General features: G+C 45.2%; 32 protein-coding genes and 5 pseudogenes. 11 read left to right on the forward strand and 26 right to left on the reverse strand.

Annotation, left to right across the window (positions count from 1 at the left end):
- Positions 1–18 precede the first annotated feature (18 nt).
- Both JCM10519_RS32350 and JCM10519_RS20125 read right to left on the reverse strand, forming a co-directional pair.
- Positions 19–291: a TRIC cation channel family protein gene (locus tag JCM10519_RS32350; protein ID WP_347844919.1), complete on the reverse strand. Its 273-nt coding sequence runs from the start codon at positions 289–291 to the stop codon at positions 19–21.
- The gene (locus JCM10519_RS20125) at positions 188–670 is read right to left on the reverse strand and encodes a TRIC cation channel family protein (protein ID WP_347844920.1); all 483 of its coding nucleotides are present in this window, start codon (positions 668–670) and stop codon (positions 188–190) included. The genes JCM10519_RS32350 and JCM10519_RS20125 overlap by 104 nt, the downstream gene beginning before the upstream one ends.
- A 276-nt stretch (positions 671–946) precedes the next feature.
- Between JCM10519_RS20125 and JCM10519_RS20135 the strand changes: the two genes are divergently transcribed.
- Positions 947–2305, forward strand: coding sequence for a citrate synthase (locus JCM10519_RS20135; protein WP_054741410.1), 1359 nt, complete (start codon positions 947–949; stop codon positions 2303–2305).
- Positions 2306–2420: 115 nt separating this feature from the next.
- Positions 2421–3059, forward strand: a complete 639-nt coding sequence (locus JCM10519_RS20140; RefSeq protein WP_054741412.1) for an LUD domain-containing protein — start codon at positions 2421–2423, stop codon at positions 3057–3059.
- Positions 3060–3120: 61 nt separating this feature from the next.
- On the opposite strand, the gene JCM10519_RS20145 is transcribed toward JCM10519_RS20140, so the two are convergent.
- From JCM10519_RS20145 to JCM10519_RS20150, 4 genes are all read right to left on the reverse strand, one after another.
- The gene (locus JCM10519_RS20145; protein ID WP_347844921.1) at positions 3121–4131 is read right to left on the reverse strand and encodes a helix-turn-helix domain-containing protein; all 1011 of its coding nucleotides are present in this window, start codon (positions 4129–4131) and stop codon (positions 3121–3123) included.
- Positions 4128–4409, reverse strand: coding sequence for a response regulator (locus JCM10519_RS32355; protein ID WP_347844922.1), 282 nt, complete (start codon positions 4407–4409; stop codon positions 4128–4130). The genes JCM10519_RS20145 and JCM10519_RS32355 overlap by 4 nt, the downstream gene beginning before the upstream one ends.
- A 133-nt stretch (positions 4410–4542) precedes the next feature.
- Positions 4543–5028 (reverse strand): histidine kinase, encoded by a 486-nt coding sequence (locus tag JCM10519_RS32360; RefSeq protein WP_347844970.1) that lies wholly within the window; start codon positions 5026–5028, stop codon positions 4543–4545.
- On the reverse strand, positions 4943–6304 hold the full coding sequence (locus tag JCM10519_RS20150; RefSeq protein ID WP_347844923.1) for a histidine kinase: 1362 nt from the start codon (positions 6302–6304) through the stop codon (positions 4943–4945). The genes JCM10519_RS32360 and JCM10519_RS20150 overlap by 86 nt, the downstream gene beginning before the upstream one ends.
- A gap of 187 nt (positions 6305–6491) precedes the next feature.
- Between JCM10519_RS20150 and JCM10519_RS32365 the strand changes: the two genes are divergently transcribed.
- From JCM10519_RS32365 to JCM10519_RS32385, 8 genes and pseudogenes are all read left to right on the forward strand, one after another.
- Positions 6492–6662 (forward strand): hypothetical protein, encoded by a 171-nt coding sequence (locus JCM10519_RS32365; RefSeq protein WP_347844924.1) that lies wholly within the window; start codon positions 6492–6494, stop codon positions 6660–6662.
- Between the two features lie 48 nt (positions 6663–6710).
- A complete protein-coding gene (locus JCM10519_RS20155; RefSeq protein ID WP_347844925.1) occupies positions 6711–7820 on the forward strand; it encodes an extracellular solute-binding protein in 1110 nt (369 codons plus the stop codon).
- A gap of 2 nt (positions 7821–7822) precedes the next feature.
- A complete protein-coding gene (locus JCM10519_RS20160) occupies positions 7823–8674 on the forward strand; it encodes a sugar ABC transporter permease (protein WP_347844926.1) in 852 nt (283 codons plus the stop codon).
- A gap of 21 nt (positions 8675–8695) precedes the next feature.
- A complete protein-coding gene (locus JCM10519_RS32370) occupies positions 8696–8902 on the forward strand; it encodes a hypothetical protein (RefSeq protein ID WP_347844927.1) in 207 nt (68 codons plus the stop codon).
- On the forward strand, positions 8886–9518 hold the full coding sequence (locus JCM10519_RS20165; RefSeq protein WP_347844928.1) for a carbohydrate ABC transporter permease: 633 nt from the start codon (positions 8886–8888) through the stop codon (positions 9516–9518). The genes JCM10519_RS32370 and JCM10519_RS20165 overlap by 17 nt, the downstream gene beginning before the upstream one ends.
- A gap of 95 nt (positions 9519–9613) precedes the next feature.
- On the forward strand, positions 9614–10438 hold the full coding sequence (locus JCM10519_RS32375; protein ID WP_347844929.1) for a glycoside hydrolase family 36 N-terminal domain-containing protein: 825 nt from the start codon (positions 9614–9616) through the stop codon (positions 10436–10438).
- A gap of 92 nt (positions 10439–10530) precedes the next feature.
- Positions 10531–11636 (forward strand): annotated as a pseudogene (locus JCM10519_RS32380) (alpha-galactosidase).
- The gene (locus JCM10519_RS32385) at positions 11611–11802 is read left to right on the forward strand and encodes a GH36 C-terminal domain-containing protein (RefSeq protein ID WP_347844930.1); all 192 of its coding nucleotides are present in this window, start codon (positions 11611–11613) and stop codon (positions 11800–11802) included. The pseudogene JCM10519_RS32380 and the gene JCM10519_RS32385 overlap by 26 nt, the downstream one beginning before the upstream one ends.
- Before the next feature lie 177 nt (positions 11803–11979).
- Here JCM10519_RS32385 and JCM10519_RS32390 read toward each other — a convergent pair whose 3' ends face one another.
- The 20 genes and pseudogenes from JCM10519_RS32390 to JCM10519_RS20230 all read right to left on the reverse strand — a co-directional run bounded on the left by JCM10519_RS32390 (position 11980) and on the right by JCM10519_RS20230 (position 23436).
- The gene (locus JCM10519_RS32390; RefSeq protein ID WP_347844931.1) at positions 11980–12132 is read right to left on the reverse strand and encodes a hypothetical protein; all 153 of its coding nucleotides are present in this window, start codon (positions 12130–12132) and stop codon (positions 11980–11982) included.
- A gap of 70 nt (positions 12133–12202) precedes the next feature.
- Positions 12203–12634: a hypothetical protein gene (locus JCM10519_RS20175; protein WP_054741415.1), complete on the reverse strand. Its 432-nt coding sequence runs from the start codon at positions 12632–12634 to the stop codon at positions 12203–12205.
- Complete coding sequence (locus tag JCM10519_RS32395) at positions 12624–12767, reverse strand: hypothetical protein (protein WP_347844932.1); 144 nt, start codon at positions 12765–12767, stop codon at positions 12624–12626. Before JCM10519_RS32395 ends, JCM10519_RS20175 begins: the two co-directional genes overlap by 11 nt.
- Positions 12760–13128 (reverse strand): sigma-70 family RNA polymerase sigma factor, encoded by a 369-nt coding sequence (locus JCM10519_RS32400; RefSeq protein WP_347844933.1) that lies wholly within the window; start codon positions 13126–13128, stop codon positions 12760–12762. Before JCM10519_RS32400 ends, JCM10519_RS32395 begins: the two co-directional genes overlap by 8 nt.
- On the reverse strand, positions 13100–13357 hold the full coding sequence (locus tag JCM10519_RS32405; RefSeq protein ID WP_347844934.1) for an RNA polymerase sigma factor: 258 nt from the start codon (positions 13355–13357) through the stop codon (positions 13100–13102). The genes JCM10519_RS32400 and JCM10519_RS32405 overlap by 29 nt, the downstream gene beginning before the upstream one ends.
- Before the next feature lie 227 nt (positions 13358–13584).
- A pseudogene (locus JCM10519_RS20185) lies at positions 13585–14204 on the reverse strand (V-type ATP synthase subunit D).
- Positions 14205–14215: 11 nt separating this feature from the next.
- Positions 14216–15617: pseudogene (locus tag JCM10519_RS20190) on the reverse strand (V-type ATP synthase subunit B).
- Between the two features lie 14 nt (positions 15618–15631).
- On the reverse strand, positions 15632–15856 hold the full coding sequence (locus JCM10519_RS32410; RefSeq protein WP_347844935.1) for a hypothetical protein: 225 nt from the start codon (positions 15854–15856) through the stop codon (positions 15632–15634).
- 19 nt (positions 15857–15875) lie between these two features.
- Positions 15876–17398: pseudogene (locus JCM10519_RS20195) on the reverse strand (V-type ATP synthase subunit A).
- The gene (locus JCM10519_RS20200; RefSeq protein ID WP_054741417.1) at positions 17391–17993 is read right to left on the reverse strand and encodes a hypothetical protein; all 603 of its coding nucleotides are present in this window, start codon (positions 17991–17993) and stop codon (positions 17391–17393) included. Before JCM10519_RS20200 ends, JCM10519_RS20195 begins: the two are co-directional and overlap by 8 nt.
- Positions 17994–18009: 16 nt before the next feature.
- A complete protein-coding gene (locus JCM10519_RS20205) occupies positions 18010–18318 on the reverse strand; it encodes a V-type ATP synthase subunit F (RefSeq protein WP_054741419.1) in 309 nt (102 codons plus the stop codon).
- A 3-nt stretch (positions 18319–18321) separates the two neighbouring features.
- Positions 18322–18609, reverse strand: a complete 288-nt coding sequence (locus tag JCM10519_RS20210) for an ATP synthase subunit C (protein ID WP_347844936.1) — start codon at positions 18607–18609, stop codon at positions 18322–18324.
- Positions 18581–18754, reverse strand: coding sequence for a hypothetical protein (locus JCM10519_RS32415; protein ID WP_347844937.1), 174 nt, complete (start codon positions 18752–18754; stop codon positions 18581–18583). Before JCM10519_RS32415 ends, JCM10519_RS20210 begins: the two co-directional genes overlap by 29 nt.
- Before the next feature lie 22 nt (positions 18755–18776).
- A pseudogene (locus JCM10519_RS20215) lies at positions 18777–20706 on the reverse strand (V-type ATPase 116kDa subunit family protein).
- Positions 20707–20723: 17 nt separating this feature from the next.
- Positions 20724–21362 (reverse strand): V-type ATPase subunit, encoded by a 639-nt coding sequence (locus tag JCM10519_RS32420; protein WP_347844938.1) that lies wholly within the window; start codon positions 21360–21362, stop codon positions 20724–20726.
- A 19-nt stretch (positions 21363–21381) separates the two neighbouring features.
- Entirely contained in the window at positions 21382–21684 is a 303-nt protein-coding gene (locus tag JCM10519_RS32425) for a V-type ATPase subunit (protein WP_347844939.1), read from the reverse strand.
- Positions 21642–21770 carry a hypothetical protein gene (locus tag JCM10519_RS32430; RefSeq protein WP_347844940.1) on the reverse strand — a complete coding sequence of 43 codons (129 nt, stop codon included), beginning with the start codon at positions 21768–21770 and terminating at the stop codon, positions 21642–21644. The genes JCM10519_RS32425 and JCM10519_RS32430 overlap by 43 nt, the downstream gene beginning before the upstream one ends.
- A 4-nt stretch (positions 21771–21774) precedes the next feature.
- A complete protein-coding gene (locus JCM10519_RS32435; RefSeq protein WP_347844941.1) occupies positions 21775–21912 on the reverse strand; it encodes a hypothetical protein in 138 nt (45 codons plus the stop codon).
- A complete protein-coding gene (locus tag JCM10519_RS32440) occupies positions 21897–22085 on the reverse strand; it encodes a hypothetical protein (protein WP_347844942.1) in 189 nt (62 codons plus the stop codon). Before JCM10519_RS32440 ends, JCM10519_RS32435 begins: the two co-directional genes overlap by 16 nt.
- A gap of 229 nt (positions 22086–22314) precedes the next feature.
- Complete coding sequence (locus tag JCM10519_RS20230; RefSeq protein ID WP_054741421.1) at positions 22315–23436, reverse strand: DUF4145 domain-containing protein; 1122 nt, start codon at positions 23434–23436, stop codon at positions 22315–22317.
- A 1230-nt stretch (positions 23437–24666) separates the two neighbouring features.
- On the opposite strand from JCM10519_RS20230, the gene JCM10519_RS20235 reads away from it, so the two are divergent.
- Positions 24667–25092, forward strand: coding sequence for a pyridoxamine 5'-phosphate oxidase family protein (locus tag JCM10519_RS20235; protein ID WP_054741423.1), 426 nt, complete (start codon positions 24667–24669; stop codon positions 25090–25092).
- Positions 25093–25109 lie beyond the last annotated feature (17 nt).

Below are 25109 nucleotides of genomic sequence, written 5' to 3' on the forward strand. Positions count from 1 at the left end.
GATTCCTCCTTGAGGGAATTAATGTTTTGTTGCGGTAGGTAAGTTCCAGCAAAAGCGGGTCGCCAGAAGACGGATCAAAACCACAGAGCATGCGCCCGCCAGCATGGCGATATTGCCATCTATGCAGTTCATAAGCCAGGCATAAAGGATGGCGCCTGCAATGGAAGCACAGGCATAAATATGCTTTCTAAGGACATATGGAGTTTGTCCGGCCATAATGTCCCGCAGAATGCCGCCGCCGACTCCGGTGATGACGCCTAAAAAAAATGATGAGAAAGTGGTAATCCCCATAACCGGAAAGCACTGCTGTATCAATTCCGACTACGGTAAAGGCCCCAAGTCCGATGGCATCAAATATGTTCATAACCTTTTCATAGGTTTCCAGGGATCGCCCATCCAGTATTTTCTGGTTCAGTCTTACGATGATAAATAAAAGCATAACCGTTATAAAGGCCAGTAATACATAAATAGGGTCTTTAAAAAGGGCAGGAGGTACATTTCCTATGATAATATCCCTTAACATACCGCCTCCCACGGCGGTGGTAACACCCAAAACAATGACTCCAAGAAGATCCAGCCGTTTTTTTATGGCAACCATGGCTCCGGAAGAGGCAAAGGCTATGGTTCCGACAGCTTCTATAAAGAAAAACAGGGAAAATTCTATTTTCATGGAAAACCTCCGATATATTTCTCTAAGGGAAATTAAGGCAAGTATAAGATTTGGAGAGAAATTTGTCAATATATGTCGTTGTATAATCACAGGGCTTAACGCAATGGTTAAATATTACTTGATTTTTTTAAATAAAATTATATATTATATTGAAAAGTTCAAAAATGAACGTTTTAATGATTCTGCAGTAAGAGAAAGGGGATGACGCAGGCTTAGAAAGCCCAATGGGAAGAATACAGTGGAACTAGACGACCTGATTTCAGAAAGAGGTGTTGCATGATGAACCAGAAAGATTTTATGAAAAATGTGGAAGAATGGTCTGATATTTGTTTGAATGACGAAAGAATTGACTTGGAAGCCTACGACAGGTTTGAGGTAAAGCGGGGGCTTAGGGATAAAAGCGGCAACGGTGTTGTGGCAGGTTTGACCAAGGTATCAAAGATTTTATCAAACAAAGTCGTAGATGGGGAAAAGGTCCCGTGTGAAGGCCAGCTGTTTTACCGGGGATATAATATTCATGATCTGGTAGACGGCGTTGTAAGAGAGGGGCGTTTTGGATTTGAGGAAATTGCCTATCTTCTTCTTTTTGGAGATCTGCCAGACAAAGGCCAGCTGGAACGCTTTACGGAGACCCTGGGCTACAGCCGGACTCTGCCTACCAATTTTGTCAGAGATGTGGTCATGAAGGCCCCAAGCCACGATATGATGTCCTGCCTTGCCAGAAGCATTCTCACTCTGGCCTCTTATGATGAAAAGGCCGGCGACATATCTGTTCCCAATGTGCTCCGACAGAGCCTGATGTTAATCAGCGTCATGCCGATGCTGGCAGTTTATGGATATCATGCGTTCAACCACTATGAGAGAGGGGACAGCATGTATATCCACAGGCCGGATGAAAAGCTGTCTACGGCAGAAAATATCTTAAGGCTCTTAAGGCCTGATATGAAGTATTCCAAGGTGGAAGCCCATGTACTCGACCTGGCCCTGATCCTTCATATGGAGCATGGAGGAGGAAATAACTCCACCTTTACGACTCATGTGGTCACTTCCTCAGGTACGGACACCTACAGTGTGGTCGCGGCTGCACTTGCCTCTTTAAAGGGACCAAAGCATGGCGGCGCCAACATTAAGGTTGTGGAAATGATGGAGGATCTGCGGAAAGGGGTCCATGACTTAAAGGATGAGGAGGAAGTGGAGAAGTACTTAAGAAAGCTTCTTCATAAGGAAGCATTTGACCGGAAAGGGCTTATTTACGGTATGGGACATGCGGTTTATTCCAAATCCGATCCCCGTGCAGAAGTATTTAAAGGCTTTGTTAAACAACTGTCAGAGGAAAAGGGGCGGCTGGCTGATTTTAACCTATATTCCATGATCGAACGCCTGGCTCCCCAGGTAATTGCAGATGAAAGAAAGATATATAAAGGCGTAAGCGCCAACGTGGACTTTTACAGCGGCTTTGTGTACAGCATGCTGGACATTCCCAAGGAATTGTTCACCCCGATCTTTGCCATTGCAAGGATTGTAGGCTGGAGTGCCCACCGGATCGAAGAGCTTATCAACATGGATAAGATCATCCGTCCGGCCTACATCAGTGTGATGCAGGAAGAGGATTATAAACCTCTTGGAGATCGTTAAGAGAACGGTTGATGGTTAAAATACAGGCTGTACTGCAGGATTTCGGGTTGCGGTATAGTCTGTCTCATTTTCTTTATGGTTTTCAGCCTTATGTTTAACTTTGGAGGAAAAATCTATGGATCTTTATTCACAAAAAAACCGACAGGACATTCCCTTATTGATAAAACATCTTCAGCGGAATAATATGGCAGGTTATCTGGTTCAGGATAAAAATGAACTTCTGGAACTTTTAAGGAAGCTCATTGCAGATGGGACGACCGTAGGCTGCGGAGATTCGGTCACCCTTGAACAGACCGGGGTGTTTGAGGATTTAAGGAATCGGGATGTGGACTTTCCGGATAAGTTTGATCCTTCTCTTACCAGGGAAGAAAAACGGAAGATATACTTAAGGAATTTTTCGGCAGACACATTTATCACCGGAGCCAATGCGATTACCATGGACGGGAAGATCTTTAATATTGACGGCAATGGGAGCCGGGTGGCCCCTATGCTGTACGGACCGGAACAGGTCATCGTGGTTGCAGGGGCCAATAAGATAACAAAAGATGTGGAGGCAGCTATAAAAAGAACCAGGCAGATCGCGGCTCCCTTAGATGCAAAGCGGCTTAACAAGTCAACTCCCTGTACCTCCCTTGGCCGCTGCATTGACTGTGGACACAGGGAGAGGATATGCAATGATTTTGTCCTGATTGCAGGCCAGTTTGTGAAGGACAGGATTAAGGTAATTATAGTAGACGAGGAACTGGGGTATTAAAATATAACACAAATGAGGAAGAAACGCTGCAGGCTCTGGAGCCTGCAGGGGTCTTTGCCTCTTATAAAAGGGCAGGCTTCCCTTCGTTTAACAGATGGCCCTTTAAATATTCGGAAGGTGAGATTCCCGTACTTTTTAAGAAAACCTTGGTAAAATACCTGGTGCTGAAATATCCCACCCGTTCGGCAGTATTCCGGACCGTGGAAGTATGGCCTCCTGACATAAGCTCCATTGCCTTTTTTATGCGGACGCCGGTTAAGTGGTCAACAAATTTTTCTCCGGTTTTCATCTTATAGATTTTGCTTAAGTAATTGGGCGAAATATCAATCATATCTGCAATCGTATTGATTCCAATCTGATCCATATAATGTTCCTCAATATAAGCATTGATTTTATCGATTAAATCAATGCTCTGGTTCTGTGAGGTCATCTGCTTTAAATATTCCACAAGCTGGTTAAAGGATAGAATGCTGACAGTTGTTCCTGATTCCATTGTAAAAATGCGGTTTAAGGAATCATCACAAAGCTCAAAGACCTTTTTTTCATGAGGAAATTGGGAAAGTGTATGAAGAAGATTCTGAAAGCCCATAACATCATCTGTCTGGTGGGCGATCAAAAGCTTTTCCAGTAAATCCGAAAAAGGCAGAAGAGGGGAAAAGGTCTGCCTCTCTTTCTCAGATATAACCGATCCAAGGCGGACGCAAAGGCGCAGGCTTTCCTCCCTTTGAACCGACTCAAACTGTGCAAACAGTTCTGAAAGATTCCCGGCGGAAACATGAAATCCGGTTGCCGTACATACGCTGGTCTGATGAAACCGGACCAGCGCGCTATGGAACTCCTCAGCAGGGATGACGGTACTGGTAAGATAACAGATTTCACCTGTAGGCAAAAAGGTGAATGCATACCGGGCACCGTAGCGGGAGGAGATGGAAGAGAGTATGGCATTCAGCTCATCTAAATCGTTTTTAAAGGTCTCCTTATGATAATGGTCAACATAAAAAAAGAACAGCCGTGTAAGGAGGAAGAACGTATTTGGGAGTCTGCAAAAACCGGATGGAGGTATGGAGGTCAAGAATTTTTTTCAAATTCCAGTTCATAATCCTTTTTCAGCAAAAGCTCCCGCTCTCCAAAAAGGGAAGCAGCCTTTTCCATGGTAGTTCTGACTTCCTCCAGGCTGGCAGGCTTTAAGAGATAGTCAATCGCTCCCAGCTTTAAGGCTTCCTGGGCATAGGTAAATTCTGCATATCCGGTCAGCATGACCACCGGGATTTTTAGCTTATGAAACCGGGAAAATGCCTGCAGCCCGGTGAGCATCGGCATATGGATATCCAGAAAAATCAGGTCTGGCAATTCTTTTTCCAATTGCTTTAAAAGTTTTCTCCGTTTTCCACTTCAAAAAACTGGTGCATGTTGGGATAAAGTTCCTCAATCATGCTTTTTAATCCAAGCCGGATGAGGCGTTCATCATCAGCCAGAAGAATTTTCATACAGAGGTCTCTCCTTCCAGGGGTATCTTAATTCTCATGGAGGTAATATCTCCAATTAGTTTTATCTCAAAGGAAGCATGGGGGTGAAAGATTTTTATGCGGTTTCCCACATTTCTTATGCCAACCTTTCCATCGGAGTATACTTCCTGAATATTAATGGGAATTCCGTTGTTTTTAGCTTCCAGAATCAGGGTCTGATCCTCAATGAAGGCGGAAATGGAGATGGTTATGGAAATGCCATCACTGTCCATTCCATGTTTCAGGGCATTCTCCACAAGGGGCTGGATGAGAAGCCTTGGAATGGAAATATACTTTGCCTCTTCTTCCATGGAGCTTATAAAGGTCAGGCGTTCATCATAACGTATTTTAAGGAGATTGCAGTATTGGATGCAGAATTCAAATTCTTCCTGTACAGTGGTCAGCTTTGCATTGCTGCAGGTATAGCGGAATATTCTGGTCAGCTGGATAATGCTGTCCTCCAGCTCTTTTTTTCATACCAATCCGGTTCATGGACAGGAAGCAGTTTAAGGTATTGTAGAGAAAATGGGGGTTGATCTGGCTTTGAAGGGCACGGTATTCTGCCTCCTGTCGGTCGATTTCATATTTATAGGACTGGTCAATGTAAAGCTGAAGCTTTTGGATCATCTCGTTTAAATTCTCCGCAATCAGGGACAATTCTTCCGTGTTAAAGGAATCGTTCTGCAAAAGGTCTGTGTCAGGGACAGAAGCCTCCAAATCTCCTCTTGCCACCTTTTTCATGGTATTTAAGATGGAATTTAAGGCAAGGGCAGTCTTCTTTGAGTTGGAACGGAAGATTGAGAATGCGGCCAGTATGGAGGCAAGGCTTAAAATAGCAGCCAGGCTCCAGACAATGGATACTTCCTTAAAGATATCGTTTTGGGAGGAGACAAAAATAAGCTGCCAGGGCATTCCTGAAATATCGCTTTTGTACAGGCGGTAAGTATCAGAGTCTGTCCGGATCATATTTTCTGCGGCAGACAGCTTTTTAAGGACGCCTTCCTCCACCTTTCCCACCTGGTAAACAGGGGTTCCATCCTGGCCTGCGATGACAAAGCCAGAATTTTGGCTTAAGTTTACGCTGCTGAAAATATCCTTGATGATTTTGTCGGAGGCATCGATCCGGATGATGCCCAGCTTCCGTTTGGTGTACACGTTGCGGACCGTATGCAGGGCAGAGATCACCGTTGTCTCAGAGCGGATATAAGGGGGAGGCTCTGAAACCATAAAGTGATATGGATCCGTCGTATTTAAGACCTGCTGATACCAGGGTTTTTGCTGGTAAGGGTAGTCTGTGGTGTTGATGAGGTCGCTTGTTTTTGTTGCAGTAACGATGATATGGTTGTCCGGGTTTACAGGCATGAAAGAAACTGCCAGGATATCCTCCCTTGCGGTATTTAAAATACGCTGTATGGAAGTGGTGTAGTTTTGCCGGTGCCGCTCGATCTGGTAGTCCAAAGAACCGTTATTTGTGTATTCCCCATTCTCAACGGCTGCATAAAAGTTCAGAATATCATCGTAAATATAAGGAGTCAGGGCCAGCCTTTTTAAGTCGGATACATAGGTGCTTAAATTGGTTGAGATAGAATAAAGGGAGGTTGAAAAGTATTTTTCATTATCCCTGTAAATTCTGTTCTGGAAGTAAAACGCAAGTATGGTGGCCATGATGAGGATAGGCAAAACAATGCTAACGAGAAACAGGGCCAAAACCGGTTTTGAAAGCTCTGACGTTTTTTTCATATGGGGTCACCTCCTGGGCCTATATTGTATACATAATAGATCCCTTTTTCAATCCCCTATCAGGAAAATAATAGAAAAGAGCCTGAAAGTGTAGATTTGAGTATCTTACGGAACCAAACGGACTGTGATAAACTAAAGATACAAAATAGCCGGCTAAAAACCAATATGAATGTAAGGGAGAATTATTATGAAGAAGTTAGCACTTGCCTCACTGGCAGGCTTAGTTGCAGTCAGCGTGTTAGGCTGCTCCAAGGCACCCCAGGAACCTGTGGAGACCACCACAACCGCAACGACAGCAGCGGTAAAAAAAGACAGAAACAAAAGGGAATGCAGTAACTCCCACAGGCGTTACCATTGAATTTTTATATAACTTAAACGGCGAGTCTGTCAGCGATGCATTCAGGATGTGTGCAGGCAGTTTACAGAGGAAACGGGAATCGGCGTGGAAGCGGTCATGCCGGGAAGCAACTTTTCTGATATTATGAAGACCAGAATGGCTTCCAACCAGCTTCCTGATGCATGGACAACCCATGGCTGGGCAGTTGCAAGATATGCAGAATACTTAGCACCTTTAAATGATTTTGAGTTTGCATCTCACATTTCCCCAAGCATTAAGGAACAGATCACAGATGGGGAAGGAAACCTTTATACCCTTCCAATTGACATGGATTTAACAGGAATGATCTATAACGAAAATGTGCTGAAAGAAGCTGGTGTGAATGTAGATGACATCAAAACCTGGGCTGATTTTGAGGCAGCCTGCGAGAAGATCAAGGCAGCAGGACTGACACCTATCCAGCTTGGCGGAAAAGACAGCTACACCATGGGAAATATGATGGATTTCGTAGCGCCTACCCTGATTACAAACGAGGATGAAGCCAATCAGGCAGCTCTTTTAGACGGCAGCTTTGACTGGGGCAAATGGAATACGGTTGTAAATCAGATTGATTCCTGGAGGCAGAAGGGATATTTCAATACAGATGCCGTTACAGCAGATTTCATGACAGGTATCAAGGCTCTTGCGGCTGATAAGGCAGCTTTCATGTTTACTGCAGCCAGCGGAATCACAGAAACCTACGTTCAGAACGCGGATACAGAAATGGGCTTTATGCCTCTTCCTGCAAGAGAAGAAGGGTTGAAACAGTCCCTGATGACAGGTGAGCACTTTGCAGTGGGTATGTCAAAGACTACAAAGCATCCGGAGGAAGTAAAGCAGTTTATGGAATTCCTTGCCCGTGAAGACATCAGCTCTTATCTTGCTACCAAATGCGGTATGCCTTCCGGTCTTGACAATGTGGTAAGTGATACAGGAAGACTGGCTCCTTACTATGATAAATATGCAAATGACAGTTCCATTTTAAATATCCCTTATTTTGACAGAAAATATCTGCCGAGCGGCATGTGGAATGACCTCTGCGTAACAGGAGCTGCCGTTGTTTCAGGACAGGCAGATTCCCTTACTGTTGCAGTGGACCAGATGAAAACAAGCTATGAGGAAAAGAAAGCACAGGAGTAAACATGAAGATTCAGAAAAAATCAGCAATCAATCTGTTTTATATTCCGGCAGTGATATTGTTTCTTGTTTTTGTGATTTATCCGTTTATCCAGGGTATCCGGCTGTCCTTTACCAACTGGAATGGGTATTCCCAGTCAATGAAATTTGTTGGAATTAAGAATTATGCCAGATTGTTTCAGGATGCAAATGTAAAGACAGCACTGGTCAATACCCTTATTTACGGTGTTATGAGTACCGTGATCCAGAATATCTTAGGTCTTGGCTACGCGTTATTTTTAAATACAAAGTTTAAGGGACGTTCCATTGTCAGAACGGTTATCTACATGCCGGTTATGATTGCTCCGCTGATTATGGGTTACATCATGTATTTCTTCTTTCAGTATGACGGGGGTGCGGTCAATGATATTTTGACCGCCCTCCATATGGAGCCGGTGGACCTGCTGGTCCATTCAGGGACAGCCATCCGGATCATTGTTTTGGTAAACTCCCTGCAGTTTGTGGGCGTGGCCATGGTCATCTACCTGGCAGGGCTCCAGAATGTGCCGAACATGTATTATGAAGCAGCCATGATTGATGGAGCCACCTTCTGGGAGCGTTTTAAGCACATCACCATTCCGCTGCTGATGCCGGCCATTTCCTCCTCTACCATCTTAAACCTGATCGGAGGATTAAAGCTCTTTGACCTGGTTATGGCTCTTACAAGCGGCGGACCGGGATTCAGCACCCATTCCCTGTCCACTCTTGTTACGAACCAGTATTTTTCGGCTCAGTCCGCAGGATATGCTTCTGCCATCGGAATTTTTTTCATTCCTGCTGATTATGATCATCAGCAATATGGTCATGGGGTATTTTGACAAAAAGGAGGTGGATGTGTAATGAAAGGATCAAGATTTTCCAATGCCTGGAGATATGTCCTGGCTCTCATGATCATTGCAGTCCACTTTGTACCCATCTATATGGTGGTTGCCATTGCGTTCAAATCACCATATGACCATTCCTCCAGGTGGGCATTTCCGGGATATCTTTACTTAAAAAAATATTTATACCGCGCTGGAGCGGGGAGGAATGCTTCTGGCCCTTAAAAATACGGTGATCATCAGCGGCATGTCAATCCTGTTTATTGTGGTCGTCGGTGCCATGGCGGCTTATCCTCTGGCGAGAAATAAAAGCAGGCTTAACAACCTGGTGAAAGGGTTCATTATGGGCGTCATGATGATCCCGCCCTTAAGCATTCTGGTTCCTCTGTATTCCTTTATGGCTAAGATTCAGGGAATCAATTCCTACTGGGGCATGATCGTGACCTTAATTACCTTCCAGCTTCCCACCAGCATCTTTTTGTTTTCAAGCTTTATTACCAGCATTCCGGTTGCCCTTGAGGAAGCGGCGGCAATTGACGGCTGCGGGCCGTTCCAGACATTTTTCAGGATCATCATGCCTCAGCTGAAGCCGGTAACAGCTTCTGTTATCATTATCACCGGTGTGAACTGCTGGAACAATTACCAGTTTGCCCTATACTTACTCCAGTCACCCCGGATTAAGACCATTACGCTGGCCATTGCAGGCTTCTTTTCCGCAGACTCGGCCAATGTCAATGGAGCAGCGGCAGCGGCTTTTATTGGAATCCTCCCCATGGTTTTGGTATTCCTGTTTTTGCAGAAATACTTTATCCAGGGCATGGTGGACAGCGCGATCAAGTAATTGGAGTATAATTAAATAAGCTTCAGAAAAGAAAAGCGGGAATCGGATGAGACTTCCGCTTTTTTTCTAAAATTTTTGAAAGATTGAGGTTCAATATGAGTGTACAATATATTGAGGATAAAAAGGTATTTTTGCTTAACACGAAAAATACAAGCTACCAGTTCCGGGTGGCGGAGTATGGATTTTTAGAACACCTGTACTATGGTAAAAAGATATCCGATGCAGCGGATTATCTTCCTGTAAGGATCCGCCATGGGTTTGAAGCCAATCCTTATGAGTCGGAAAAGGACAGGACCATCTGTCTGGATGTTCTGGAACAGGAATATCCGGGGTTCGGGGTTTCGGATTTCCGGGTTTCTGCTGTCAGCGTGATCAATGGGGATGGCTCCAACTGCATTGATTTAAGGTATGTGTCACATAAAGTGACAGACGGCAAATACAGCTTAAATGGAATGCCGTCTTTACGGGATAATGGCGGCACATGGCACACTCTTGAAGTTTTGATGAGAGACCCTTATACCCAGGTGGAGGTGACTCTTGTTTACGGCGTTCTGGAGGAGTATGACATCATTACAAGATGCGCCAGGATTCAGAATGCAGGGGAACAGACCGTGTTTGTCAATGCGGCTCATTCCACCTGTATTTCTTTCCCGACTGATCAGATGGATATGATCACCTTTTACGGAAGCTGGGGTCATGAGCGGTGTGCGGAGAGAACTTCTGTGAGACACGGGAAAATTACAGTGGACAGCGCCAGAGGAATTTCCAGCCATTATCAGAACCCTTCGGCCATTCTCTGCAGCCTGAAGCAACAGAGGAGGGAGGAGATTGTTACGGCTTTGCCCTGGTTTACAGCGGAAACTTTGCAATCACAACAGAGGTCAATGATTTTAAGCAGACCAGACTGGTGGCAGGCGTGAATCCGGAAACTTTGTACTGGGAACTTCAAAAAGACAGCGTATTTGAAACTCCGGAAGCGGTCATGACCTATAGTTCCCAGGGACTTTCCCAAATGAGCCATAATTTCCACCGGACCGTGAAGCATCATCTGATTCCCGGCCAGTTTATCAATGAGAGATGTCCGGTTCTCATTAACAATTGGGAAGCAACCATGATTGATTTTGATGAAGAAATGCTGGTGAACATTGCGGGAAAGGCAAAGGAACTGGGCGTTGAGATGTTTGTCATGGATGACGGTTGGTTTGGAAGAAGAACCGATGAATACAGAGGTCTTGGAGACTGGCAGTGCAACTTAAATAAGCTGCCCAGCGGAATTCCCGGGTTTGCCGGAAGGATTCATGATATGGGGTTAAAATTCGGCATCTGGATCGAACCGGAAATGGTCAATGAGGATTCCAGGCTTTATGAGGAGCATCCGGACTGGTGCATTCGGATTCCGGGAAGAAAGCCAACCCGCCAGAGATATCAGCTGATCCTGGATTTTGGCAGGATGAAGTGGTTGAGGCTGTTTTTCATCAGCTTTATGAGGAATTTAAGGATGCACAGATCGATTACGTCAAGTGGGATATGAACCGGAGCATGACGGACCGTTATTCCGGGGCCCTTCCGGCCCACAGGCAGGGAGAGGTCTGCCACAGGTATGTGCTGGGCCTTTATAAGCTGATGGATAAGATGACAAAGGCTTTTCCAAATGTGCGGTTTGAAGGCTGCAGCGGAGGCGGAGGAAGGTTTGATATGGGAGTTCTTTACTACATGCCCCAGATCTGGTGCTCTGATGATACGGATGCGGTAGAAAGAATTCACATTCAGTACGGAACCTCCATGATCTATCCGCCCTTTGCCATGGGCTCCCATGTATCGGAGTGTCCCAATCAGCAGACTGGAAGAACGGTTTCCATTGATACAAGAGCGGCCCTTGCCTATTTCGGGACCTTTGGATATGAACTGGATTTAAATGACATATCAGAGGAAGAACAGGAAGCGGTCCGCAGGCAGGTAAAATACTATCAGGAACACGGGCTGGTGTCTGCTCACGGAGATTATTACCGGCTGACCAATCCGGAAAAAGAGCGGGAATATGGGGCATTCATGTCAGTCTCCCAAGATAAAAAAAGAGGCAGTGGTAGGATATGTGCAGCGGGTTTCCGGAGCGAATAAGGGAATTATTTACTTAAAGCTGCGGGGGCTTGAGGAGCAGACAGTATATGAAGTTCTGGAGCTTGGCATAAAGCTGTCCGGGGCAGCATTCATGTATGCGGGGCTTCCTATGCCGGTGATTAAGGCGGACAATGAAGCAAGAGTGTTTACCCTGGTGGCGCGGTGAGGGCAGCGGCCGTCCGGTATTGAAATTTTTTAGAGTATGGAAAGAAAAGAGCGGAGACGGGAAACACTGTAATTGTGTTCCCGTCTCCGCTCCTTATGGTTTCTGGGTGCGCCTATTAAGTCGGACTCCCGGTAATATCCTCTGTCAGCTTCTTCACCTTATTAAACTGGTAATGCCTTACTTTGCATCTATGACTTCCTTTGCCATGCCAATTAAATCATCACAGCTTAAATCATCAAAGGAGCTGAGAGAATACTCCATACCGTTTTCGCTCCAGCTTACATAACGGTATACCTTACGCTCTTCCTTGTCGCTTCCGTAGCTGATCATCAGTTTGCCTTCTTCCTCCAGCTTTGTATCTTCCGCAGACGGAGTTGCATCTGGCGGTAAAAACAGATAGTTATCTTCGAAGGCTTTTAAAGTGATATCCTGATAGACGTCCTGTTTTTTTCACAGCAGAAGATCCTTGAGGAATCATGTCCTGATATTCATAGATATCAAGTGCTACACGATTATTTTTCCCATAGCCTATATAGAGTTCCGGATAAGAGATCAATGAATTCTGGTTCTCATCCCTTCCTTCTATCTTTGTAATAGAGCCTTCGTTAAAGGAAAGTCCATTTGAAAAAGCATCCACCAGCTTTGGAGCGGTTCCCATCTGGCTTTCAGCTAATTGGATCAGCTCAGCTTTTGAATGAACCATTTCGTCCCGGGATGTGGAACTAAGCAAGCCTGTAATTTTACCGCCTGCTATTGCTGTAACAGTTCCCATTACTGTTATGGTACACACTGCGGCTAAAGCTGCCACCATTCTCTTTTTATTAAATTTCATAATTCCACTCCTCATTTCTATTTTTTTTATGAATTTCTCTTAGACAACGATTCTCTGCCTGCGCATCCGGTTTTACCTGATCCAGCCCGGTCTTTATGATCTGTTTTAATCTGTCATCCCTGAAGTTATCCATGGCAAAAACCCCTTTCCATTTCCGTTTTTCCAGTGCCGTCAGCTTTCAATAAATCCTTCAGCAGTTTTCTTGCTTTATGCAGACGGGATTTTACCGTCCCTTCCATGGCTCCTGTAATCTGGGCGATCTCTTTTGTACTCAATTCATTATAATAATACAGAAGAATCACAGTACGGTATTTTATGTCCAGATGGCTGAGTGCTGCCTGGATTTCTTTTGCTGTCTCGGCCTCTAAAACAAATTCCAGTGGTTCGTCTGCTTTCTTATCTTCCCGGATGTGCTCCGCACTCTTTTTTTCCTCCTCATTCTCTAAAATACCTTCATAGGAGATCTCAGCTCTTCCTTTTTTTCTTTCGTTCAAGCCGCCAGGCTGTTCTGACCAGAATCTGATACAGCCACGGCTCAAAGCGATCCGCCTGTTTCAGTTTTGATTTGTAAAGAAAGCATTTAACAAATGTTTCCTGTAAAATGTCTTCACTGTCACTACGGTTGCCGGTAATAAAATACGCCATACGGTATAGCTTTCCGGAATAGGAACGGTATAGTTCGTCAAATGCTGCTTCGCTGCCATTTATCATGCTTTCTACCAAAGCCCTTTTTTTCTTCCATTATAACCTGTTTCCTTTCCTTTTTTAGATGCATCTGATAATAAGAGTCACCAAAGTATCATTTGGTTCATTTTTTACAGCTTTTATTAAAAAAACATGAAAACAAAGGATCGGAGACGGGAAACTGACTGCTGTCGTTCCCGTCTCCGATCCTTATGGCTTAACAGGCATCTGTTTCAAATGCCCTGTACGGCTCCTCAAACAGGCCGCTAAATTTTACTTTTATTCCTCTTAATCACCTTAAGCCTGGTGAACTCTTCCCTGTCCTTTTCTTCCAGTGAATTGGTAATGTTCTTAGTAAGCGTCTCATACCTGGGAATCGTAATATTCTTTAAGGCGTTGGCCCGTTTCTGGGTCCTTTTAATGCTGTTTGCCAGACGATAGGCAGAGTTCTCAACCATGGAAAGCTTTACTGTCAGCTTTTTCACCTTTTCAAACTGGTAACGGGCCTCATCTAAGGATTCCCTGGTACTGTAATAGGCATAAGTCAGGTTTAAAGGCATTTCATCATGCTCTACCAGGGAATCTCTGTTCCCATGATGCTCCTGGTCTTGATGCGCACCGAATTGTCCACAGGAACTGCCATGGAAATATCCTGCACATAGTTGATCCCCAGTTCAATGTTGGCCTTTTGCAGGGCCTTGTAGGCGGAAGTAAAGGTGACATCAATTTCCGACTGAATGCCTTTTGCTTCATCGATCAGGCTCATCAGTTCCTTGATGAGGATGTTCCGTTTTTTATCCATCAGTTCATAGCCCTGTCTGGCTAAAGCCAGAGAGCTTTTTGCAAGGATTAAATTCCCCTTGGTGGGAAATGTATTGGGATTCATGAATATCCCTCCTATTCTTTCGAACCTTCAAGGGTGGTTGGCTTGTAATACTGGTCTAAGACCTTGGTGTCAATACGGTCCAGCTCAGCTCTTGGAAGAAGTCCCAAAAGTTCCCAGCCGATGGTCAGGGTTTCGATGATGTTCCGGTTGGCGTGATTTCCCTGCCCAACAAACTGGTTTTCAAATTCCTTGCCGAACACCAGGTATTTTTTATCAATGGGGGATAGTTCATCTTCCCCGATGACTGATGCCAGGCTCTGGCGTCTCCTACCTTGGCGTAACAGGAGAAAAGCTGGTTTGCCAGCCTTGATGGTCGGCCCTTGTAAAGCCTTCTCCAATGCCATCCTTCATCAGACGGCTTAAGGAAGGAAGAACGTTAATGGGCGGATAGACCGACTGGCCGTGCAGGCTGCGGTCCAGAACAATCTGCCCTTCCGTAATGTATCCCGTAAGGTCCGGGATAGGGTGTGTAATGTCGTCGTTTGGCATGGTCAGGATTGGGATCTGTGTCACGGAACCATGACGGTCCTTTACGATGCCGGCCCGCTCATAAAGAGAGGCCAGCTCACTGTATAAATAGCCGGGATAACCCTTTCTGGAAGGGATCTCGCCCTTTGAGGAGGAAACCTCACGGAGAGCCTCCGCATAGGCCGTCATATCGGTCAAAATGACCAGTATGTGCATTCCCTTTTCAAAAGCCAGGTATTCTGCCAGTGTTAATGCCACCTTTGGAGTGATCAGACGTTCCACCACAGGATCGTTTGCCAGGTTGATGAACATGGCCACGTGGTCGGAAACGCCGCTTTCCTCAAAGGTACGGCGGAAGAAATCGGCCACATCGTATTTTACACCCATGGCGGCAAATACCACGGCAAATTTTTCACTGGAAAGGGAGTCATCTCCTAAGGAGGCCTGCTGTACGATCTGGGCTGCCAGTTCGTCATGGGGAAGGCCGTTTCCGGAGAAGATAGGAAGCTTCTGGCCCCGGATCAGGGTCATCAGCCCGTCAATGGCTGAAATTCCCGTACGGATATAATCTCTTGGGTATTCCCTGGTCACAGGATTTAAGGGTTTTCCGTTAATGTCCAGACGGATTTGGGAGTTGATGTCTCCAAGTCCGTCAATAGGCTCTCCGATTCCGTTAAAGGTACGTCCCAGCATGTCTTCGGACACGGCAAGCTCCATAGGGCGTCCGGTGAGGCGGGTGTGGACGTTTCTTAAGGCCAGCCCATCGGTTCCTTCAAACACCTGGATGATCGCCTTATCCTCGTAAACCTCAATGATACGCCCCAGTTTCTTTGTCTTTTTTTCTACGGTCATTTCTACGATTTCGTCGAAAGCAGCATTCTGGACGCCTTCTAAAACGACCAGGGGACCGTTGATTGCACTTAGTCCTAAATATTCAATAGCCATAGTCTGCCTCCTCCCTATGCGTTGCGCTCGATGACGGAATCATAGAAGGCATCTATCTGCTTTTTATAGTCATCAAACATATCAAGTCTGTCGTTAGGTACATCATATTTAATGGAAATGATCTTATCAAAGATCGGATCCTCCTTTAATACGGACATAGGCATTCCCATGGAAACCAGGGAACGTGCTTTCTTGTATAAATAAAGGATTAAATCCATCATCTTAAACTGTTTTTCCATGGGAACGCAGGTATCTTCCTTATGGAATGCATTCTGCTGTAAAAAAACCGATCCTGATCACCTTTGAGATCTCCAGTATGAGCTTCTGGTCATCGGGAAGCATGTCTCCGCCGATCAGCTTTACAATCTCCATCAGGCTGCTTTCCTGGGTCAGCAGAAAGACCAGCCGGTTTCTGTAATCCACGAATTTTTTATCAACATTTTCCACATACCAGGGAGCTAAATCGGTCAGGTACTCAGAATAGCTGCTGAGCCAGTGGATGGCCGGGAAATGGCGTTCGTTTGCCAGGTTCCGGTCCAGGCCCCAGAAGCAGCGGACAAATCGCTTGGTGTTCTGGGTTACCGGTTCGGAGAAGTCGCCTCCCTGAGGGGATACGGCTCCAATGATGGTGACTGAGCCTTCCGTGCCGTTCATGTTCTGCATCATTCCGGCCCTTTCATAGAAGGCCGATAAACGGGAGGCCAGATAAGCCGGGAAACCTTCCTCTGCAGGCATCTCTTCCAGACGTCCGGACAGCTCTCTTAAGGCTTCGGCCCAGCGGGAGGTGGAGTCCGCATGATCGCCACATGATATCCCATATCCCGATAGTATTCCGCCAGGGTAAGGCCGGAGTAGAGGCTGGCTTCACGGGCGGCTACGGGCATGTTGGAGGTATTGGCGATCAGTGTGGTCCGGTCCATGAGGGGATTTCCGGAACGGGGGTCAACCAGCTCTGAAAATTCCTCAAGCACCTGGGTCATCTCGTTGCCTCGTTCTCCGCAGCCGATATAAATGATAATATCTGCATCAGACCACTTGGCGATCTGGTGCTGGGTCATGGTTTTTCCTGTACCAAAGCCGCCGGGGATACAGGCAGTGCCTCCTTTTGCAAGAGGAAACAGGGTATCAATGATCCTCTGCCCGGTGATAAGAGGCTTCCCGGCCGGGTACCTCTTTAAAGTAGGCCTTGGCATGCGGATGGGCCATTTCTGGGTCATGGTGATTTTCTTTTCGGACCCGTCTAAAAGCTGAAGGGTCAGCAGGGGATCGGATATGGTATAGGAACCATCTTCTGCCACGTCAAGGACATAGCCTTCCATATCAGGAGGTATCATAACCTTATGGACAATGGCAGGGGTTTCGGGAACCTCGGCAATGATGGTTCCTGGCAACAGATGATCTCCCTTTTTAACTGTTATGTGAGTATTCCAGAGCTTTGAACCATCGAGGGAGTCCACATGAATACCCCGGTCAATGTATGCTCCTCCGGTCTTTGCAATCTCGCTTAAAGGACGCTCGATTCCGTCAAAGATGTTATTTAAAATACCTGGTGCCAGTGTGACGGATACGGGGAAGCCGGTGGAGGTGACCGTTTCTCCCGGTTTTAAGCCGCTGGTTTCCTCATACACCTGGACAATGGTGCGGCGGTCTGTAAGGCCGATGACCTCGCCGACTAAGTGGTCCTTGCCCACGTGGACCATTTCATTCATTCGGAATCCGGAATCGCCCTTTAAGTAAATGACAGGGCCGTTGATGCCGGAAATGGTGCCTATATTAGTCATTGTCCGTACCTCCCATCAGATCATTTACATCAAAGCGGAAGTCGCGCTTTGCCTCCGCCAGCTTGGTTTGAAATGAATTATCAATTAATATATGCCTGGAAGGGATGACTGCCCGGGTTCCTCCCAGAAAGGAGTATTCACTCACCTGGATATCAGAGCCGCCTGAAATCGACAGTTCATTGATCTTTTCTTCATCCGCAGGATCGATATAAATGGTGATGAATTCTTTTCCTGCCAGGGCCTTGGCTTCCCGTATCTGCTTTTCCAAAAGCTTTGTATATTCGGGAGACTCCATGAATGTGGCCAGTTTATCCCGAAGCTCCGAAAACAGCTTATCTTTCAGCTCATCCTGTTTTTTTCCAAAGACCCGCTTCATGCCGATCTGTTCCAGGGAAAGCTTTTTGTTGATTTCCCGTTCGATCTGTTCGCTTTCCAAATCCACCTGATGTGCAGCCCTTCGCTTTGCATCCACCTGATGCTCTGAAAAGGTCTGCTCCAAGGCAGCTGTATATTCATCAAGCATCTTTGCACTGCGGGTTCTGGCATCTTCCATGCAAAATTTCAGGAAATGCTGTAATTTTTCCTCAGTCGTCAAGATGACCACCTCTTTCTTATAGTTTTAATCCGATGGCTTCATTAACATAATCCGTGATAAAGTTCGGCTTGCGGCCGGTACCATGGCGGTCAGGGATTTCTATGATTAATGGAAGCTTACGGTTCAGCTTCACATCATTGATGATGTCCGGAAACTCTTTTCCGAACTTTTCCGTCAGGAGAATGATCCCGAACTCCTTATCGGCCAGGACTTTATCCAGTTCACGTTTCAGTTCTGCCTTTTCATGAACGACAGCGCCCTCGACCCCGGCTAATCTCATGCCGGTCCAGGTATCCACGTTGTCGCTGATCAAATACATTTTCATGAGTTACAGCTTACCTAAGATCATGAAAGAAATGATCAGACCATACAGACAAACACCTTCGGCAAGCCCTACGAAGATCAGTGATTTACCAAGTATGGAACCATCCTCGCTGATGGCGCCAAGAGCGGCGCTGGCGGCTGCGGAAACGGCAATACCACCGCCGATGCATGCAAGTCCTGTGGAAAGAGCAGCAGCCAGGTAACCCATTCCTGTGATGCTTCCTGCGCCTGCGGCTGTGCTTTCCGCAGCGGCAGCCTGGCCGTTAAACATCAATACACTGGAAACGATCATGGTTCCAAAAAAATAAAAGAGTGTTGATACCAAGGGCGGTTTTATAGCGGCCCTTGGTTTTTGCGCCCATGGCAAAAGCTCCGAAAGGAAGGGCGATGCTTAAGATTAATGCGATAGCTAATGTTATTTTTACTAAGGTTGACATAATATTACCTCCGTTTTTATTTTTAAATTTTCTTTCCGTATGGTTTAAATGCACGGCCGGTTCCCCGATAGAAACGGCTGAATAATTCATAATATTCCAGACGCAATACCTGGATTCCAACGATCAGGCCTTCCATGCCGCAGACGAATAAGTTGCCAAGAACCACGACCAGCCAGTTTGGGCTGCCTGCTTCCGCACCGGACAGCATGAGCACCACCTCCATCATGGCTGCATGGCTGACAGCAAAGGCCCCTACACGGACAAAGGAAAGGGTGTTGGAAAAGTAGCTTAAAAGCACTTCAAACAGTTCAAAGAAGCCCTGGACCACAAACATGCCCTTTTCCTTTGGCATGATCTGCGCTTTCTTTTCCACCATATTAGTGAGAGGCTCCTTAAAGAACATAACAAGCAGCGGGATGCCAAACATGATAACCAGGAGTATGGCAGCCGGAATGGGATTATTTGTCATGTAAAGGACGATGGTGAGCACAAGGCTTGCGTAAAAGACAAGTCCTGCAGCACCGTTTGTGTCAAACAGGGTCCTTTCCGGATCATGAAAGCGGATGCTGTTTATGATGTTGAGGACCATGGTCAACAGGATAATTCCCATACCAATGGAAACCGCAACGATAAATACGGTGTTCAGTCTCCCTATAAAGGCAGGCTGGTCATGTGCTCCATGGGGCGGAGCCAGACGGCCTTAATAATATCTTCGAATCCGAAAACACTGCCGAACAGGAAGCCGAATATGGTTGAAAAAAAGCCGCAGCAGGATATAATAGCCGCCAGATTTATTTTTTTTCAGCCGGTAGAGGAGGAGCCCTCCAAACAGAAGACAGATTCCCTGCCCCACATCCCCAAACATAAAGCCAAACAGGAAGGAATAGGTGAGGCCGATCAATATGGTGGGATCGATCTCATTGTATGCCGGCAGGCCGTACATCTGAATGAACATCTCAAAGGGTTTAAAAAGCCTTGGGTTCTGCAGCTTGGTGGGCGGCTGGCTCATAATCTTGTTATGGTCATCCTCCACGATACAGAAAGTTTTTTTCATCGTTAGAGATTTCTTTCTGAAAGGCGGCGGCATCCCGGTTGCTCATCCAGCCGCAGAGGATGTAAAAGGTGTTTACCTTCTGCTTGGTGCATGCGGCCAGTTTTCTCACGTTAAAGTTGGTAGAAAAGGTTTCCAGGCTCCTAAGAGCCCCCAATAACTCTTCCTGTTTTGACGCCAGCAGTCCGGACACCTGGTTTCGGATGCCGTCAATATCAGACTGGAGAGCACTTATCTTATCTTCCAGTGCATGAATGGCATCTAAAGGCGTGCCCTTGTACTCATCTGATAAAAAGTAACGTTCAAAACGCATGGAGGCATAAATGGCGTCAATCTGATTTGAAATGGTTTCCGGTACAAAGTAAACCAGCCAGACATATTCGTCATCCTCCCGGCATTTATAGAGGACAGTATCAATGGTATCGTATACATAACTCACAAATTTGTCAAAATATTCATGAGAAATGCGCCCAAAACGGAATTTAATGTACTTAAATTGTAGGATGGAACTTAAGTCATAGTTAAGTCCGGTAAATGGAAGGATACGTTCCAGGGATTGGTGGTAGGACTTTTGTTCGGATACAAGCGCCTCTTCCTTTGCCGTAAGCTCCTTTACCTGTTCACTGATCGCTGTGACAATTCCGGCGGCCTGCCTGACGGGAAGCTTTTTCTGTCCGCTTTTCTGAATATCCGGCGGGAGTAATTCCGCCAGCTCCATGGCACGCTGGTAATCGTCTTTGTATGGATTGGTTTCAATATAAGGTCTTAAGTCTTTCACCGTCTTTAATTCCGACAGGGCATTTTCCAAATGGATTTCATATTTGGATAAATAAGTGTCAATGACCCGGTCAATGTCTTCCTTAGGTCCGGTGATACTTAAGAATTTCATTTTTTCTATCACGAAAAAAACAACCCCCTTTACTTTTTTACTACATAGGAGATGATTTCATCCTGGCTTACGCGGTAACGGATGCTCTCTATGAGGGTGATAATCTTTTGAATTTCTTCCTCCTTAAAATAAAGATAGGAATTCAGTGTGGCAATGGAATACGGATTCTGCCGGCTGGTGGAATTGTATATTTTATCCAGCACTTCATGAGTCAGGTATTCCAAGTCCGGCATGTCTGCGGCTTCCAGGTCTGATTTCCGTCCATAAAAGGTGGTCTTTAGTACGGAATAGAACTCTTCCAGCGTAGCTGTCTCTGCCATTTTTCCAATCTCCTCCTTATTCAGGTGATAATTGATCGGGATGAGAAGGGAATAAATGTCGGCAGGCTGCAGATGATAATACTTTTTGGAACGGTAAATCCACTGGACATTAAGTAAATCCAGCTTGCTTCCAAAGCAGCGTGTAAGCAGTTCCTTTTCCTTCCTGGTAAGATATTTGCCCATGACCTTCCAAATGGCCTTAAAGTAAAGAAGGTCTAAGTGAACCTCATAATCAAACAAGGTAGGCCGTTCCCTGTCATCTAAGTGGGACAGCAGGTCATAATAGGCCGAACCCTCCAGGTTGGCTATGAACTCATGTAAGTCCGTGGAGGATAACAGCTTTAGCAAATCCAGCCGGGAATGCTTGTCAAAAAAAGTCCTGGAATACAGAAAGATCGATATCCAGCCTGTTCCGCCCCATAGCATTGCGAAAGCATTTCTTCAGGATATCGATTTCAAAGTGCATAAAATACAGGTCCAGGAACTTACGCTGGGTTAAATTGGCGAACCGGTAGAGTTTGGCAAAATCCTGATACAGGGAAAGGATCAGCCGCTGTTCAATGGCTCCCCGGTGGAGCTCCACACCCTCCAGGTTTGCAAACAGCCCTTCATATGCTGGAAGACGCCTTAAATATTCCACTGCATCAGAAACGGTTTCAAGGGCTGCCATTCGCGAAACTGGCTGTCGGTGATCAGATGGCTCTCCATGGCTCTTACCTTGGTTGTAATGCCGCTGTAGGATAGTAAGTCTCCCATAGGATCACTCCTTTATCATAGTATTGAATAGTTCCTCCACATATTGAGTATGATGGTCTTCATAACGTTGTTCCATGGCTTCAAGGACCTTTTGGGAATCGCTTCGCTGCTTTTCCAGGCGTTTGTTCATACTGATTTCCATGCCAGCCTGCAGCTTTTCAATCTTTTTACTGGTCTCTGCTTCCAGCTGCGCATCAAATGCAGCGGTCCGTTCTTCCATATCTTTGGCAAACGCTTTTTGCGTTCATTGGCATCATTCATAATGGAAGCCGCCGCCGATTCAATCTCGGATATCTTCTCGATCACAGTGTCCATACCGTGTCCTCCTTTTTGTAATAGTTCATTAAAAATATAATGCTTAATTTATAATGATACTACAATTTTTAAAAAAAATGCCATAGGTTGTTAGAGAAAAAAACACAATATTAATGGAATTTTAGCATAAATATAAGTTACGCAACCGGGGTAACGGTTATGCATGAACAATAAAAAAGCGAAGCACAGGGGAGTGTTTCCCCTGGATTCTTCGCTTTTAACGCTTTCTTTACTGGGTGGCGGCTGTTGTATTATCTGCGGCAGAGGTGGATTCCCCTGGGTCGGTTCCTGTCCCACCTTCCGTTATGGTCAGGAATTCGGTGGCAACATAAGCCTCTGTTCCTTCAAACATAATGACCGTCCATTTGTCGTCATAGGTCTTGACATATTCCACTACTGTACCGGAAGCAAGGCTTCCAAGCTTGGCGCCGTTGGTAGAAGGCTCGGAGCGGACATTAAGCTTGCTCTTGGTGGTATAAATCTTAGGGGCTTCTGTCTCTGGTTCCGCAGGCTCTGTTGGTGCTTCGGTGTTTGTTATGGCCTCGGTAGTGACCTCAGCAGTCGTCGCAACAGTTGTCGGCTCTTTTTTTGAACCTTTTCCTGGAATCAGCTTTACGATGATCAGGACAAGAACAAGAAGAACCAGGAAAATAAGAGCTGGTTTTAGCAGTTCGTAAGCATCAAAGCCTTTCTTTTTGGTGCGCCGTCTGCTTCTGCTGTGGGAAGAGGGCCTTTGACCGCTTCTGGAAACGTTCCTCTGGGCCGGCCTCTGTCCGGGCCTTGCCCCAGCCGGTCTTACCCCGGTGCGCCCTGTTCCGCCGGTATGTTCCTGGGTTCTTAAAGGCGCAGTCTTTGCGCCGCTGTTTCTTAAAGTTCCGGTTCCCTGGAGTTCACTTCTTGGAGCGCCGCTTCGCGGCGGATTATTCCGGGAAGAGGAAGATATGGTCCTGACGTCTGCAGGCCGTTTGTTGACGGGGGCTCCCCCATGGCTTCCTCTATTATGAGAGTTTGCAAAGGCATTGACTTCCTGAGACAGAAGCTGGAAGGCTTCGTTGGCATCATAGGGACTGTCATCTCCCTCGTGGACTGCCTTATTTCCCAACACACGGATCCTGTGATAGTGGTCTTTGGCAGCCGGAGAAATAAAGCGCCCTTCAAATAGCTGGTCTATGCTGTCAGCCAGATCGCCTTCTACAATCAGAGCCCTTTCCCCAAGATAATTAACCATATATTCCAAGGTTTGACGGGCTTTGATCATGGCCATGTTATACTGCTTCTGGCTCATGAGCTTTTCCGTTTCCCTTTGACCCTGCTGGATTCTTAGCAAGAAACTGTTGTCTGTAGTTCCCATATATTTCCTCCTTTGCAAAAACGGTTGTATTCCAATATACAGATATTATACTAGATTATTACAAATTGTGCACCTGTTATTTTGTCGTTTTTTTGATTTGTAAGAGAAAAGTAAAAAGTAAACAGGGAATCCATATAAATAAAGAAATCTCTGTATTTAAAAGCTGTCTGAAATACTGTTTTGATACAAAATCCTGCAATTTGCTTTCAGTCTTACTTTGCTTATTGGTATAACTGAATATTGATAGTTAGTAAATTTAGTAGTATTCTAATTTATTAAATTTTTTTATATTATTTATCGCATAGAACCAGGCAGGAGATTTAATCCATGGATACCAGTAAGTACGTTTATCATATTATAACCAATTAAAAAAATGGCGTCAGGTCAAAAAAATTGTTTTTGATAATTCACATCATAATTCTGTATATATCCATTTTGCTGCTAAGGGATGGTATAACTTAAAAGGAAAAACCTGTTTAGACATCTTAAAAAAAACATGAGGATTCCAAACGTTTACACTTAAATAAGGATGACACTGCATTACTTTATACTTACATAGATCAAACAATGCGGGCAGTCCGGGAAATCATATTAGAATAGGTTAGAATTCAAAGGTTTTCCCAATATCCATCAAATTTATCATGCTTATATGCTGCGGAAACATACGAAGATGTCATGAAGTGGAAGGATATATTTAATGGATATAACCGCAAAGTCCTTCAAGCTGTTAAAATGAGGGGTGATGGTAATATTGAAGTTGTAGAAATTTCAGAAGATTATAATCATTGATGTTATATAGGAAGCATTAGGAGGTTGAGAAACAAATAAATTAAATATGTATAGAGAACTACAGGCTGTCAGTAATTAAGCCGGGAGTTATACATGTTTTTTGAAAAAGATCCTTATAAAAGGGAGGGCCGGCAAGATCGGAGAATCCTGCCGGCTGAGTATGAAAAAAAAGTTCTTATTAAAAGGATATTACCTGTTACAAGTATAAATATACCGGAAGGTTATGTAGAAAAAAATGTGGAAGATGTGAACAGTTTGTGAAAGAAAAGCAGTATATTGATCATTGAATAGTGATAGTTTACAGGCAATATGTATGATAAATCAGGAATATAGTATGCTGAATAATCGGATAAAAATTTACGCTGCGCCATGAATATGACATACTGCTGTCATATTCAATATGATATATTTGTTTCAAATAAAAAGCAGGAGGCAAATATAATGAATGAAGAAATGATTGTCAGAGCCGGAGAAATTGTTGCGGCAAAGACCGGTGGAGGAAACGAGGGGTTTTGCGTATTGGCATTGATTGACAAAGACGGTTATCCAACCGCCTCTACAATATCCGCATCAAAGGCAGACGGTATCAACTGGATTACATTCTGTACTGGGCTTGAAAGCAATAAAGCCGATCGCATTAAAAAGTGTAATCTCGCCAGTGTTTGTTTTAATGCAATAGATCACAATATCACACTAGTGGGTACAATAGAGATATTAACTGACCCGGATGTAAAGAAAGAAATGTGGTACAAGGGTCTTGAAGATAATCTCGATGGACCGGAAGATCCAAACTACTGCGTTTTGCGCTTTAAGACAGAGCGTTATAATCTGCTAATTGATTGGAAGGAAGCAAAGGGGACTTTTTAAAGAGATAGCTTTGGCTG

Source organism: Clostridium sp. NkU-1 (assembly GCA_001312405.1).